Origin of the sequence: Acinetobacter sp. BIGb0102 (assembly GCF_003815055.1) — a bacterium.
Classification (GTDB): domain Bacteria; phylum Pseudomonadota; class Gammaproteobacteria; order Pseudomonadales; family Moraxellaceae; genus Acinetobacter; species Acinetobacter vivianii.
Window position 1 is genome coordinate 170288 of sequence record NZ_RKQE01000013.1, and the last position, 14096, is coordinate 184383.

The window sequence follows — 14096 nt, forward strand, 5'->3', positions numbered from 1 at the left end:
ATGCTTGGGATCAATCTTTAACTTATAAAATAAGTTTAATTCAGACTGAGTCCACTGGTTGCCGCGAGTAAATCGAGACGTGGAAAAATTAAGCCTGTTCGTGCATCCCTGACAGTTTTACCTGTTGCCTTTAAACGGTTAATGGTCTGGTTAATTGTTTCTGATGGTCTTACATTATTTGCTCGCAATACAGCAATTGCGCCCGCGACATGCGGGGTGGCTTGTGATGTTCCTCCCATCCGATAACCACCTGCTGTAATCATCGCGCCCGGCGCAACAAGTGTGACCAGAGAGCCACCATTACTAAAGCACGTAATCTGGTCTGCCTGAGTCGTAGTATCGTTGCACACAGATGCCTTGATTGAGCCCAGATTTGCATCATAAACTGCACCAACCCGTACTGCACCAGCCACACACGCAGGCGAAGCAATACCATCGGCAAAGGCATCATTCCCCGCAGCAACGACAGGAACGACACCCGCATTCCGTGCTCTGGAAAAAGCGGTACTATAACTACTATTGCGGCATTCAGACGTATATTTACGTCCAGGAACACTTAAACTCAGGTTAACCGCTTTAATGTTATAAGTTCTTGCATTATTGACCGTCCAATTCAATCCAGCCAGAATATCACTGTCATAGGCAATATTCTGTTGTTGCCCATTGGTCACAACTGTTCGAAACGCATCAATACCAATAATCTTGGTTTGAGGTGCTACTTTTGCCACAATGCCTGAAACATTACTGCCATGCCCATCATTGTCGAGTTGATTATCATTCGGTGCACTATCAAAACTATAAACGACCCGACAGCTTGAAGCTGGTGTATTGACCGCAGTACAGCCAAAGTCAGCATGCTTATAATTCACACCTGTATCAATCACTGCCACGCTGGTTCCCGCACCTGTAAAGCCATTGTTTGCTGCTTGCGGCTGGTTAATTAAAGCTAAACTTTCAATCGTGGTGGTCGTATTTCTACGGTTGGGATAAATCCCTTTTACCATAGGGTCATTTAAAATTTGAGCCAGTGTTTCCCGATTTTGAATCCGGTATAAACCCAAAGGCAAACCATTAAATTCTCGCAGCGTCTGAAAACCTGCGGTTCTGATCCATCTATTTTTAAATCGATTTTTACTATCCGCAATAAAATCTCGCTGTGCTGGATCTGACAGCGTATTTTCAGTATTAAGATCATATTCAATAATTAAGTCATTCGATTCATTGCTCACCAATGCATTAATATCAATTTTTCCTTGGGTGATTTTGTTGACAGCAGCAGCGCTGAATCGCTGTTTAAGCTGAGCCGAGTTGAGTGTTGCAGCAGAGGTTGTCGTTATACAAAAAACAGATAAACCGATAAATATTAAAATTTTATTGTTCACTTTTCATCTCCATCATTCTCAAATTAAGAATGGTTTTATTGTCTGGTTTCTTAAAAAGAAACCCTGATGATTTAAAGCTGTTTAATTTCGTTTGCAGGATCAGTCGCTGGATCAATCGGCTGTAGCGAAGGATCACTTTTCGTGTCATAAAATTCTGGTTCTTTTTGAGAAGTATCCGATAGGTTGTCTAGCGTTGAATTGGTTGCTTGTTTGGTTTTTACCTCCATTTCTTGTATTTGGGTTGTTTCCGAATGACTCGGACGCTCTTGATAAACCGTGGTATTCACCATTGACTTGGTTGGTTGTAAATACATCGCCACCATACCTAGTCCAATTAAAACCAGTAAAAATGCTGCCATCTTTTTCATTCTGTTCTCCAGCGCCTCATACTCGCCAAGATTTGGGTTTTACTTCTTCTATTTAATACAATTATTCTTTAGAAACTGACTGCCACTCCCGTTTTAGTCTTCAAATAAAAATAACAGATGCCCTCCATCAACAGATGCAGGATAAAAAATAAAGCTCCTTAAAGATAAAAAATTATTATGCCGACGAAGCAGGTTCAAACATGAATAAGTTGTGCTTCTTCTCATTTTTTAATCTTTTTTATATTATTTAGATATCCTTAATTTGTATATTTATTATTCTAAACTATGAAATAAATTTAGAATAACTGTTCATAAATTACTAAATTATTATTTTAAAAATTAAATAAACATCAATATTTACAATTATTTAAATTCATATAAAAACTATATTTTTCATATTTTTATTCCCGTAATCAATCTTCACAATTTCTATCTAAAGTGTGTTTGAGCTGTAATCTGGTTGTAATTTTTGATGAAAATCACACATTTCTACTTTTTAGCTCGCTATGATGCAATGGCGTTAATGAAGTACCACTTTACGGTACATCGCTAAGGAAATCGCAATGAAAAAAATGATCAAAACAGCTATCGTGACAACAAGTATCCTCGCTTCTGCTTCTGTTTTTGCACAGAGCGCTGAGGTAAACGCGAATGGCTCAGCTCAAGTCAATGTTCAATCTGGTGGCTTGCTTAAGGGTGTGACTGGCGCAGTAAAAAATACTGCTCAAGGCGTAGGTCACGTGGCACAAGGCGTAGGTCATACTGCACATAATGTAGGACATGCCGCTGTAAATACAGGCGTAACAGCAACTCAAAAAACTGTTGGAACAGCGACCCACATTGGTTCACATGTCGTGAACAAAACTGGTGAAGCAGTTAAAAATACAAAAGATTATGCGGTAGACAAAGCCGTTGATGGTAAAGAGTTTGCAGCCGATACCACTGCAAATGTCAAAAAGCGTATTGAAGACAAAAAAGCATCTAGCCAACCTAAATCGTTAAATTTAGGTGCGCAAACCAATGCACAAGCGCAGGTGAATGGTAAAACTTCTGGTGTGAATGCCCAAACTGGCTTGAATGCAGATAAGAAAGGCCTTCAAACAGGTGCAAATGTTGGTGTGAAAGTTCTAGGCGTGAATGCCAATGTAAATACCAACGCAAAAATTGGTGCAAACTAATCCTTTAAGTCCGTTCTAAAAAAAGCCCTTTGCAATGCAAAGGGCTTTTTTTATGGAAAAGATCTAGTTACATAACTGTAGCTTGGTCTGCTCATCCACATTATTTTCAACAAAATGACTGAATCCCTGTTCATCACAGCTTAATGTCAGTTGCTTATAGCTGATGCTACAAAACTCTGCATAGCGTTTAAACACCAGTGGTGACTGGTCTAAAGCCAAGGCTTCGCCGACTTTTACCAGCTTGTGAATACCACGGTCATTCATGGTCAATAAATAATTTTCATTATTCAGTTCAAGTTCCACCAATGCATTGGCTGTGACTTTTAACGGAACAAGATAGTTCAGATTGGCTGCAAGCGTATCTGGACGATAACTCTCTAGTTTCAAGCTCACCAGATTAAAGACCAGACAGGTCTCCTGAGCCGTCATGACGGTTGGCTTTGAGCTACCTGCCTGTTGCACGAAATGCGGCTGAATCCCGAGCTTATGCAGGTTCTGTTCTGTGCCCTGCTTAAGATTAAATAATTGCTGAACCAGCTTTTGCTTCATGATCGCATCAAAATAGCGTTCATCCAGTTCAAACTCATTATTTTCTAAAATCTTTAATAAGGCATGATGATGTCTTGCCAGCAAGGCATCCAGCACATGACGATAATAGAATTTACTTTGCTTTTTGACTTCCCGAACACGCTTGTAGAAATAAGTAATTTCAAAAGGTTTTTCAACAAAATCATTGAGCAATTGTGAACTTGCCAGAACCGAAAGTGCCTCATGACCAGTAAATGGCAAATGAATGACATGCATATTCGGCAATAAAGGCTGAATCTTTAAGAAATGCTCTTTATCTTCGGCAAAGTAAGGATCGTAAACAATAATGTATTCACGTGATGCATCCACTTCATCGGCCTGAATCTGCATGTCTTGATGAATACTTGCATCAAAAAACTCTGCATAACGGCGATCTTGAACGACATCTGGATCAATTGAATATTGTGGGACAAAAGCCACCACTTTTTGCATATTCAACAGGTTGGAATATTTAATTGCAGCATAGCCCCCCATTGACCCGCCATAGCCCACAATTTCTTTGAATTGCTGCAAAATTGGCAGAATCTGTTGCTGCATCTGAAGCATGCTGCTTTTAGGAAACCATGATTTTTGTTTTGGCATAATGCCAAGGACATTGTATTGATATTTTATTAATGATTTTTCAGCATTAATGGACATTCCTTTGGCGCGACTAATTAAATCTCCGAACGAAACCACTAAAGTGTTACTTGAACCTTTTAGAAAAATAACGCGAATATGTTCGTCTTCAAATACGATTTGCTTATCCATGCTCACACTGAAAAATTGATCCAAGGTCTGTAGCAAAAAGTCACCAAATGGTGGCTTTGCCAAACCATAATTGCGGAGTATCTTATTTTATAGAGATAAGACAGATTAAAAAGCGCAAAAGATGACACAATCCTTACACCCAGCCGCTCAAAAAGGCTTTAGTTTAGGTGCCGAACTGTACCAGCAAGTTCGTCCCAGTTACCCGCAAGATATTGCCATTTGGCTGCAAGATCGCCTCCAAATAGGTGAAAATTCCACTGTTATCGACCTTGGTTCGGGGACTGGCAAATTCTTACCCTACCTGTTACAGAGCAAGGCAAAAGTGATTGCAGTTGAGCCTGTCGCTGAAATGTTACAACAGCTTCAGCACAGCCATCCACAGGTGAAATGTATTCAGGCTTCCAGCGATCAATTACCGCTGGCAGATGCTTCAATTGATGCCATTTTGTGTGCCCAGTCATTCCACTGGTTTGCGAATATTGAAACATTAACTGAAATGCATCGGGTACTGGCCCCATCGGGACATTTAGGGCTGATCTGGAATCAACGCGACACAACGGTTGATTGGGTTCAAGCACTGGCAGATGAAATTGCACCTTTAGAAGGTGATACACCACGTTATCACAGTGAGTTATGGAAACAGGTGTTTGAGCATCAGCAACTATTTAACTTTGTGGAATTGCAGACCTTCCAGCAAAAACATCATGGCACGGTTGAGCAAGTGGTAAGTAAGCGTCTGTTGTCGACCAGCTTTATTGCCGCCATGCCTGTCGCAGAACAACAACAGTTAAAAGCAAAGTTCGAACAAATTGTATTTGATTTTACAGGCTTAACTGCGCAAGATCAGATTGATTTCCCCTATACCACTTTTGCTTATCATTTTCAGAAAGCTGCAAACTAAATATTTATCGAGTTGATCCATGCCTAGTATTAAAACCACATTTGCCCTGACATGTATGCTCAGTTCAGCCCTGCTCTTGAGCGCATGTAATAAAGATAAACAACCGACTGCTCAACAAGAGCAGCAAAGCAGTTCAGCCAATGATACGATTGGTCAATTAAACCAGACGCCGATCAAACAGTTCCCTGCGACCGCAGATGATGGTCACGATATTGCAATACTGGATGACTATGACCGTCGTTTTACCGACATGAGCGATAGCATGGAAATGGAATTGGCGAAGATGAAAGAAGCCAATACCTTAACGCCAGAATTTGAACAACAACGCCAAAAGGACAATGTCAAATCTGCCCTGTCTATGTTGAAAGATCTTGAACTAAAAACCGAGCAAGGCCGTTACATTCAAGGCTTGCTTTATGATTATTGGGAACAGCAGGCTAAAGTTTTAGAACAGGCCAATACTTCAACAGCGGATAGCAACCAGCAAGTTAATCAGCTCAATGAATATCTACATGCACAAAGCCAGTTACATCACTGGAGAAGCACACAGACCGCTGAAACCAAAGCACAGGAAGAATAATTTACATGCATAAAAAAAGAGGGATTTCGCGCCCTCTTTTTTTATTAAATACGGGATCAAGTTAAATATTCTGTTTCTCAATCCACTGAATTGAACTGACACGGAACAATTCACACGCACCATCGCCCACACCACCTGGGGTAAGCGATGATTTCCACACCAGATCTTTATCACGAATTTCGACCAGTTCGCCTTTTAACTGCACCAGATCACCACGCTTCACCTGTTTAATCTGTTTGGCAATTTCTGGATTGGCAGGAATAATGTGCATATTCGATACCATTTTGATGGCCTGATCGGGTGGAACAGGTAATGTTTTCATTTTCCAGTTCAGGTAGCGGTCATACTGTTGAACATCAATCGTCCGCGCGATCTGAGGGTCAGCAAAAAGTCCTAAACTGACCGCATAATCAATCGGAGAAAATTTGGCTTGCTCATCGTCATGATAGACTTTTGAACCGAGAATACGGAAGTTCCCATCAAAAGGCTTCAGTACCGAAATCGATTGATATTTCACAACGGGCGCTAAACCATTGGCAATATTGTATTCTTCCCCACTGGTCGATGCATGTGTCTGCCCAATTGCAACAACCATGCATAAACTCATCAACAGACGTTTTTTCATGGCTCAATCATCCTCAAAATAACGAAAAACTTAGAAAAGCACTTCTCTTCATAGTATGCTTAGATGGTGAAAAAAAGTGCTTTTTTTAGTAACAATCAAACTCACTTTAGTCATATTTTTGTGGTGCGGTCACCCTATTTTTATTTTGAATCAACGAATGGATTTCCATGATTTACCAATTTTACCAGCGTCATATATTTCCTCACTTACTTAATCAGGTCATGCAAACTGCGAGTCTGATGGATCGACGTCGTGAATTATTGTTACCGATTGAAGGAGAGATACTCGAAATTGGTTTTGGTACAGGTCTGAATATTCCCTTCTATGGCAATGTCGACACGCTCTATGCCTTGGAACCCAATCCAGATATTTATCTGCTTGCGGTGGAACGAGTTCAACATGCGCCGTTCTTTATCAAGCATGTGCAATCTAGCGCAGAGAAACTTCCCTTTGCAGATGCATCTCTGGATCATGTGGTCTCAACCTGGACTTTGTGTAGTATTGCACAACTTGATCAGGCACTTGCAGAAATCTATCGTGTGCTTAAACCGACGGGGACCTTCCATCTGGTTGAACATGTCAAACATCCAGACTCTGCGAAAATACAGTCCTTGCAAACTTTACTCACACCCATCCAGAAACGTATTGCAGATGGTTGCCACCTCAATCGCGATATTGAACGACATCTATTACAAGCCAAATTTAAATTTATAGAAAAACAATATTTTGATGCGGAAGGCATCCCTGCAATTGCACAAAAGATGTTATTGGCGCGGGTACAAAAATTAGAGATCCCGCTTTAGTCTTCAAAATCGATTCTAAGGGTTTCAAAACGAATCCGCCCTTCACGTACCGCTTGAGCAATGGCCTGCTGTCCCTTGCTTAAGCGTGCACCGCCACTTTTAATATCCAGCAGAATTACTTCGATATCTTCGGCAGTTCCATCGCCATCTCGGAAATCGGTATAACCATCAAACACCACATAATCGACTGGATCACCGAGGAATTTGGCATCACTTGGTAAATACTGGAACTCGGGCAAGATCGGCGCAAATTGTTCCGCCATTTTTCCTTTTAAGACCGCACGACTGGTATTGACACTTCGCTTCTGCGCATCCAGCAAAGCCTGTTTATGTTCTAGTTCCAGCTCGGCAATATATTTTTCATACTCTGCCTGCACACGACCGTTGCGGGTACTCGACAGAATAATGGTGGTGATCACAACCCCTATACAACCACCAATCAACATTGCAAGCCAAACCGACATAACACATTCCTTTTCCTGAATGCAGCTATTTAACTGCAACATTAAACTTTTGTCATGTGTAACACATTCGACGCAAAAAGATGCTAAGGTATAGTTGAATATGAGAGCCTAGTTAAATAAATCTAATTTCATGAAGACAATATTAATCGCAAATCAAAAAGGTGGCTGTGGTAAGACCATGACAGCAATTACGCTCGCTGCTGCATTATCACAAAAAGGCTATAAGGTCGCGTTGGCCGATGCCGACAATCAGAAATCATCTTTGCAATGGTTAAAGCAGCGTCCAGATACCGTGACAGGCATTCAAAGTCTAGATTGGCGACATGAAAAATCAATTGGTGAAGCACCAAAAAATCTGGATTATTTAATTATTGATGCGCCCGGCGCCCTGTCAGGTGAGCATGCAGAACAACTAGTCAGTGAAGCGCATGCAATCGTCACACCGCTGCAACCTTCGTTCTTTGACATTGATAGTACCCGTCGCTTCCTCAAGCATTTACAAGACATTAAACGTATCCGTAAAGGTAAGGTACAAATCCTGCTGATTGCCAATCGGGTTAAACCGAACAGTTCCAGCTCTAAAGACATTCAGGACTTCTTTAACAAGATTGAACAGGAACCTGTGGCATGGATTTCAGAACGTACTGCCTATGGCAGCTTAGCCATGCAGGGCCTGAGTATTTTTGATAAAACCCAGAAAAACTTTGTCAGTATCCAAAGCCAGTGGCAACCCGTGTTAAACCAGTTAGTCGATGATCCAAGCGAATGGTTCTAAAACGACTTGTTCCATCTCAGCTTGATGGAACAAGTAAAAAACTTGATTCTCAATCTTCATCTATTCAGAGTAAATTGATTTTTATTCGGGTGTGATGAAAGGGGCTGGATTAGGGCTAGGCTCATCTTTTTCAGCACTTTCATCTTTCAAGTTATGCTTCATTTCATCGCGATCTAGGTTTTCAACCGCTTTACGAATATTTTCATTACCGTGACTGCCCTCAGGGTTTTGAGAAGCAGCACTCTGATCTAAGGTCTGTTGTAATTGATCCGTATCTGTCAGCCCTTCAACCTCTTGATAACTGACTTTATCGTTACTCAATAGCTTCGTGACGTTGTCATTGGGCTGGGAAGCCTCATTGGGATTCACTTTTGCTTGATTATGCGGATCTGCTTTTTCAGGTGATTGATTCTGATTATTTGAATAAGCCATCGTACTACTCCTTAAAATTCATTTATGGATACGTGATGGATTTAATCTAACAATATGCTTTGTAACTCTTTGCCGACTCCTGTATTAAACTCGATAGCAAATGTTGCTAAGGTGAATTCATGTATTTTATGCATCTGTGACGTAATAATTTTTCTAAATATGTCTGGTTCTTTTCAGCTTATTCAATAGAGAAAAAAGTATAGGGATGACATTTTAAATTTTATGCTTTTATTGCCCCAAAAGATTTAAACGTGAAATTACCGAATGAAATTTTACTGTGCCCATTTTTCAGTTAATATGATTTTATTCAACTTTTACGATTAGAGACGGACGCTTGTGCAACAATACGCTCCCATATTACAACGCGTTTTGCTATTTGGACTGTTCTTTGTCCTGCTCTTTTTGGGATTCAGTATTCTCAAATACTTTATTGTCCCTGTGCTTTGGGCTGCCATTATTGCTTATATGACCTGGCCTGTGTATTTATGGGTACAGCGTCGTTTCTTTGGTGAAAACCGTCCAACCTTAAATGCCACACTGATGATCACACTGGTGATTTTAGTGATCGGGATTCCGTTCATCTTTGCCATCTTTATGTTGCAGCTTGAAGGGCGCAATTTATATTTTAATTTACAGCGTCAACTGTTCTCAGGCCATATCCAGATTCCTGACTTTATCAAGAACCTACCGATTATTGGTAAAGATATCAGCCGCACCATTAATGAACTGAGTAATGATCCCAACAGTATTACCAAAAATATTGCGGAATGGATTCAAAGCCACTTGAGTTATGGACGTTTTGTTCTCAGTGAAATTAGCCGAAATCTGGTTAAACTCACCTTTGCAATCATGACCCTGTTCTTCTTCTACCGTGATGGACAAATGATCCTGTCTCAGGTTAGCCGTGCCTTGGAAATGGTGATTGGGCCACGTGTGCATCATTATCTCGACACCATTTCAGAAACAACCCGCGCAGTAGTCTATGGCGTCGGTTTAACAGCAGTGGCGCAAGCCTTATTGGCTGGTCTGAGCTACTTTGTGGCGGGTGTGCCGAACCCAATGCTGCTCACTATGGTGACTTTTATCCTTGCCCTGATTCCTTTTGGTACGCCAGTTTCCTATCTGGGTGTCGGTCTGTGGCTATTTGCACAAGGCCAGACTATGGAAGCAATTGGGGTAGTTCTGTGGGGCGTGTTGATTGTCAGCAGTTCGGATAATGTGATTCGTCCATTGGTCATTTCAGGTGCCACCCAGATTCCATTTATCCTGATCATGTTCGGTGTACTGGGCGGGATTGCTAGCTTTGGTTTAGTCGGTTTATTCATTGGCCCTGTGATTCTGGCGATTTTGCTGGCAATCTGGCGTGAATGGTTGCATGAAAATGTCGAAGAACCAGTCGCCACACTGGATGCGCCGCCTGAGAACAAATAGGTTTGTTTTGTTTAACTTTTTGTCATTAATTGATTAATGTTACTTGCGGGATATCCCTGACTTTGTTTGAATCGTCAAATAAAGATAATTTATAAGGATATCTTCGCAATGACTTCTACGATTCAAAAACTCTCTTTACTGAGCTGTCTAGGCCTAAGTATTGCTGCCTGTTCCTCTGCTGATTTAGATCACAATGCATCTAAAATCCAGACCCAATCCACCACGCAAGAGCAAAAACAACTGGTACAAGTTTATCAGGTCGATGCCAAAGGTGTTGGCTCTTCAATTGGTACAGTGGCTTTTCAGGAAACCCCAAAAGGTCTGTTAATCACGCCGGCTCTCGGCAAGCTTTCTCCAGGTGAACATGGGTTCCATATCCATGAAAATGGCTCGTGTGAAGCGGCAATGAAAGATGGCAAAATGGGTGCGGCACTGGCAGCTGGAAGTCATTTAAATCCAAATAATGCACCACATCACGGTACGCCAGAAAATGGTCATTTAGGTGACTTGCCTGTGCTAGTCGTGAATGAGAAAGGTTTTGCAACCACGCCTGTGATCGCACCACGTTTAAAACTGGCTGATATCCAAGGTCGGGCAATCATGGTTCATGTCGGCGGCGATAATTATTCTGACTCACCGAAACCTTTAGGCGGTGGCGGAGATCGTATTGCCTGTGGTGTGATTAAATAATTTACCAACTGTGGGTATCTAAAAAGATATCCACAGTTTTGCTGTTGTTTTGAGCAGTATAAAAAAGCTGAGACATTGATCTCAGCTTTTTTATTAGTTGATGCCTTCTGCTTTACGTTCCAGCATGACCTGTTTTAATACTTTCCGAGGTTGTGCAAACCAGAAAGCGATCAGCACCACACTCGCCAATGCAAAAGCCCAGATATGCACATGGGTATACAGCACCCGTACCAGTTCAATAATGACAAAATAACTAACCATCATCAGCATCGAAACTGCCGCTGCAACCGTGCCTTTTGACACTTCAGATGACATTAAGGCAAAGCGATACATCACAGAGAAACTGATCCCCTCACCTAAACTCACCAATGTCATGCCAATCAATAAACATGGCACCAGATAAGCTTGCCAGATTACACCCAGCACCAAGAACATCGTTCCTAGTAACATAATCGGCAAGCCCATTAAAATGGTTTTACCTAAAGGGAAACGGTCAATAATTTTGATCAGGATGACATTACCGATAATCAGGCCAAAGAACACTGGGAATTGGGCCAAACCATATTGCACACTGCTAAGCTTCAACTCATCCACCAGAATGATCGGTGACAAAGCAATCCAGAGCATTAACGGCATACCAACTAAAGGTAAAGCAATGCTTAATCCAAGGAAACGGCGATTGCTAAACACTTTTTTAAAGTCATCAAAAATATAGCTAAATGGCTGTTTCGGTTGTTTTCGACTTTCCTGTGTGGCTGGCATAAATTTCTTTAAACCAAACCAACTGATGAAAGACACCGCCGCAATGGCGACAAAGCCCCAATGCCACGAGACATAATCAATCAGGAAAGCCCCCAGTACAGGCCCGAGCAAAGGTGCAAGCAAAGAAATATTGGCCATCAATGCCATGACTTTGATGGCATCACGCTCTTCAAAGGTTTCCTGAATCGCAGCATAACCCACTGCTGAAATCACAGATAAACCAATCCCTTGCAGGAAACGTAATGTTAAAAACTGCTCGATATTATGCGTCAGCAAAATCAGTAAACAGCAGATCGTAAAGAAAGCCACGCCTGCCAGTAATACTTTTTTGCGTCCAAGCCGATCCGAAAGTGGGCCAAGTAACCATGCCACACTGGCACCACCCAACAGATAGAATGACATTGACGATGGCGCCCAAGTTGCACTCACAGCAAACTGTTCTGTAATGGCCAGCATGGCGGGCTGAATCAGGTCATTACCGATATAAACCGAAAATTCAAATAGCACTAAAGCTAAAGGAAACATGAGCGTTATACGGTTTAACGTCATGTTCTGATTATTTGTCATCATGTTTTATTCACAAAAATAACCAACTAGCGCCCGTCCCATTTTCAAAAAAAGAAAACAGGATCACGACCACGAGATTTTATGGTTTAGATTTAAATTTTGATTTCATGCTATAAAAAAGCATGTGATAAATGTGAAAACACCGTATTCACTAGGTGTATATAAGAAAAACAATCTATTTACGTGAGACTGGTAAATGTTTTTACCTTTTGGCTAAATCGCCAGGCGCAACTTTAGCATTTTTTTAAAATGACAGCAATTTTAATCCATCTTCCACAGGGATTTTGACAATGTGAATAACCTAAAAGTTATCCACATTTTTGAATAGATTTTAGACTGGACAATAGAGCCCCGATAATTATGGGCATAACTCAAACTGGAAGGTTTCCGTATTTTCGCCTCTGGCACATTGATAACTTTGCTTCTTATTCACAATTTTCCAGACATCCTGATCACGTTTTAATTGATACTCTGTACGCACGGCCACGACAGAATCATCCAATTGTGCCTGTTCAACCGTGATCTGTGCATCGGTAGGATTTTCTGCCGTATTAAATTGCTGATCTATTTTTAGATTATTTTCATCGTGAAATAAATTTGGCTGATCCAGCAAAACAGCATGCATGGCCGTACTTTTTTGAACCGCCGCCTGTTGTTGCGATTCGGTGATCGGTTGATTACATGCGCTCAGCAATAAAGCACATCCCAACAGCATTGCCGTTTTATACATTTTGCCCCCTCCACTTCACATTACTCATTTATGCTACTATACAAAACAGCATTGCCAAGCAACAAAATGTTATGGCGTGCAAGGATTTGTTGGATTCAGCAATCCCTTTATAAATAAACAAATAAATCGAAAATACTGATTTTATAACCTTAATATCACAACAATTTAGGCATACAGAGATGTCAGATTTAACTAAAAAATTAACTGTTATTTTAATACTGGGCAGCAGCTTGGTTGCCTGTTCAAAACATCCAGATAACGCTGCAAATGAGGCTGCTGTTGCGACTGAGAGTGTTGCACTCGATAGCGAAGCGGTACAGGAAAATGCCGCGAAAAATCCTGAACAACTGGTAAGTCAGCAACAAAATGCGTTGGAGCAAAATCGTCAACTGGTGAAAAGTGCCCAACTCCAATTTGAAGTCAAAGATGTATTAAAAACTACGTCTGCGCTTGAGCAACAGTTATCGCAATACAAGGGCTATATCGAAGAAAAACAGATTAATTATCAAGTCAGTGATCGTTCTGAACGAGACCGTATCGATGGTAGTGTCGACATCTACGAAAAAATTACTCCGACTGTACAACTCACGGTCCGCATTCCCAATGAACAGGTCACGCCCTTCCTGAATCAGTTATTGCCACTCATGTTGAACTTTAATAGTCAGAGCTATGAAGCCAAACGTTATGAATTAAAACTGCTTGAAGAAAAACTGAATACCGCCAATCAGAGTAACAGCGCTTCAAATGCTGTGAACAATCAACTGCAACAACTGACGAATCTGGAAGTCAAAGACCGTTTGGCTTATAGCACCATTCGACTTGAGTTTTTCCAGCAAGCGCAAGTACGCAAGACCCGTGATCTCAATATCAATCGCATTGCAACTTTAGACAGCGATCCTTTACTCAGCCGAATTTGGGAAGCTATAAAAGTCGGACTCTACGGCTTAAGAGAAACCATCATCTGGTTAGTCATGCTCTGGCCGCTTTATCTTGCGATTGCAATCTTATGGGCGATCCGTCGTTGGTATAAAGCGAGAAAATCAAAAACCGAATAATTCAATTCTTGATTT

General features: G+C 41.2%; 16 protein-coding genes. 8 read left to right on the forward strand and 8 right to left on the reverse strand.

What is annotated here, in order from left to right:
• Window positions 1–35: 35 nt before the first annotated feature.
• Together EC846_RS12090 and EC846_RS12095 are read right to left on the reverse strand one after the other, a co-directional pair.
• A complete protein-coding gene (locus tag EC846_RS12090; protein ID WP_123775297.1) occupies window positions 36–1382 on the reverse strand; it encodes a S8 family peptidase in 1347 nt (448 codons plus the stop codon).
• 71 nt (window positions 1383–1453) lie between these two features.
• Window positions 1454–1750, reverse strand: a complete 297-nt coding sequence (locus EC846_RS12095) for a hypothetical protein (RefSeq protein WP_123775298.1) — start codon at window positions 1748–1750, stop codon at window positions 1454–1456.
• 563 nt (window positions 1751–2313) lie between these two features.
• On the opposite strand from EC846_RS12095, the gene EC846_RS12100 reads away from it, so the two are divergent.
• A complete protein-coding gene (locus tag EC846_RS12100) occupies window positions 2314–2928 on the forward strand; it encodes a hypothetical protein (RefSeq protein WP_123775299.1) in 615 nt (204 codons plus the stop codon).
• Window positions 2929–2991: 63 nt separating this feature from the next.
• On the opposite strand, the gene EC846_RS12105 is transcribed toward EC846_RS12100, so the two are convergent.
• On the reverse strand, window positions 2992–4266 hold the full coding sequence (locus EC846_RS12105) for a hypothetical protein (RefSeq protein WP_004775955.1): 1275 nt from the start codon (window positions 4264–4266) through the stop codon (window positions 2992–2994).
• Window positions 4267–4387: 121 nt separating this feature from the next.
• On the opposite strand from EC846_RS12105, the gene EC846_RS12110 reads away from it, so the two are divergent.
• Both EC846_RS12110 and EC846_RS12115 read left to right on the forward strand, forming a co-directional pair.
• Entirely contained in the window at window positions 4388–5167 is a 780-nt protein-coding gene (locus EC846_RS12110) for a class I SAM-dependent methyltransferase (protein WP_047430419.1), read from the forward strand.
• A gap of 19 nt (window positions 5168–5186) precedes the next feature.
• Window positions 5187–5747 carry a hypothetical protein gene (locus EC846_RS12115; protein ID WP_123775300.1) on the forward strand — a complete coding sequence of 187 codons (561 nt, stop codon included), beginning with the start codon at window positions 5187–5189 and terminating at the stop codon, window positions 5745–5747.
• A 61-nt stretch (window positions 5748–5808) separates the two neighbouring features.
• Here EC846_RS12115 and EC846_RS12120 read toward each other — a convergent pair whose 3' ends face one another.
• Window positions 5809–6372 (reverse strand): hypothetical protein, encoded by a 564-nt coding sequence (locus EC846_RS12120; RefSeq protein WP_004775961.1) that lies wholly within the window; start codon window positions 6370–6372, stop codon window positions 5809–5811.
• A 167-nt stretch (window positions 6373–6539) separates the two neighbouring features.
• Between EC846_RS12120 and EC846_RS12125 the strand changes: the two genes are divergently transcribed.
• Window positions 6540–7175 carry a class I SAM-dependent methyltransferase gene (locus tag EC846_RS12125; RefSeq protein ID WP_123775301.1) on the forward strand — a complete coding sequence of 212 codons (636 nt, stop codon included), beginning with the start codon at window positions 6540–6542 and terminating at the stop codon, window positions 7173–7175.
• Here the strand turns inward: EC846_RS12125 and EC846_RS12130 are convergent.
• Window positions 7172–7639, reverse strand: coding sequence for a Holliday junction resolvase-like protein (locus EC846_RS12130; protein ID WP_004775965.1), 468 nt, complete (start codon window positions 7637–7639; stop codon window positions 7172–7174). The two genes, EC846_RS12125 and EC846_RS12130, sit on opposite strands and share 4 nt — an antisense overlap.
• A gap of 130 nt (window positions 7640–7769) precedes the next feature.
• On the opposite strand from EC846_RS12130, the gene EC846_RS12135 reads away from it, so the two are divergent.
• On the forward strand, window positions 7770–8414 hold the full coding sequence (locus tag EC846_RS12135; protein ID WP_004775966.1) for a ParA family protein: 645 nt from the start codon (window positions 7770–7772) through the stop codon (window positions 8412–8414).
• A gap of 81 nt (window positions 8415–8495) precedes the next feature.
• Here EC846_RS12135 and EC846_RS12140 read toward each other — a convergent pair whose 3' ends face one another.
• A complete protein-coding gene (locus tag EC846_RS12140; protein ID WP_123775302.1) occupies window positions 8496–8846 on the reverse strand; it encodes a hypothetical protein in 351 nt (116 codons plus the stop codon).
• Window positions 8847–9182: 336 nt separating this feature from the next.
• Between EC846_RS12140 and EC846_RS12145 the strand changes: the two genes are divergently transcribed.
• Window positions 9183–10277 (forward strand): AI-2E family transporter, encoded by a 1095-nt coding sequence (locus tag EC846_RS12145; RefSeq protein WP_123775303.1) that lies wholly within the window; start codon window positions 9183–9185, stop codon window positions 10275–10277.
• A 108-nt stretch (window positions 10278–10385) separates the two neighbouring features.
• Window positions 10386–10967, forward strand: coding sequence for a superoxide dismutase family protein (gene sodC / locus EC846_RS12150; protein ID WP_123775304.1), 582 nt, complete (start codon window positions 10386–10388; stop codon window positions 10965–10967).
• 93 nt (window positions 10968–11060) lie between these two features.
• Here sodC and EC846_RS12155 read toward each other — a convergent pair whose 3' ends face one another.
• The gene (locus EC846_RS12155; protein WP_416332318.1) at window positions 11061–12296 is read right to left on the reverse strand and encodes an MFS transporter; all 1236 of its coding nucleotides are present in this window, start codon (window positions 12294–12296) and stop codon (window positions 11061–11063) included.
• Window positions 12297–12654: 358 nt separating this feature from the next.
• Complete coding sequence (locus tag EC846_RS12160) at window positions 12655–13026, reverse strand: hypothetical protein (RefSeq protein WP_123775305.1); 372 nt, start codon at window positions 13024–13026, stop codon at window positions 12655–12657.
• Between the two features lie 179 nt (window positions 13027–13205).
• On the opposite strand from EC846_RS12160, the gene EC846_RS12165 reads away from it, so the two are divergent.
• The gene (locus tag EC846_RS12165; protein ID WP_123775306.1) at window positions 13206–14081 is read left to right on the forward strand and encodes a DUF4349 domain-containing protein; all 876 of its coding nucleotides are present in this window, start codon (window positions 13206–13208) and stop codon (window positions 14079–14081) included.
• Window positions 14082–14096 lie beyond the last annotated feature (15 nt).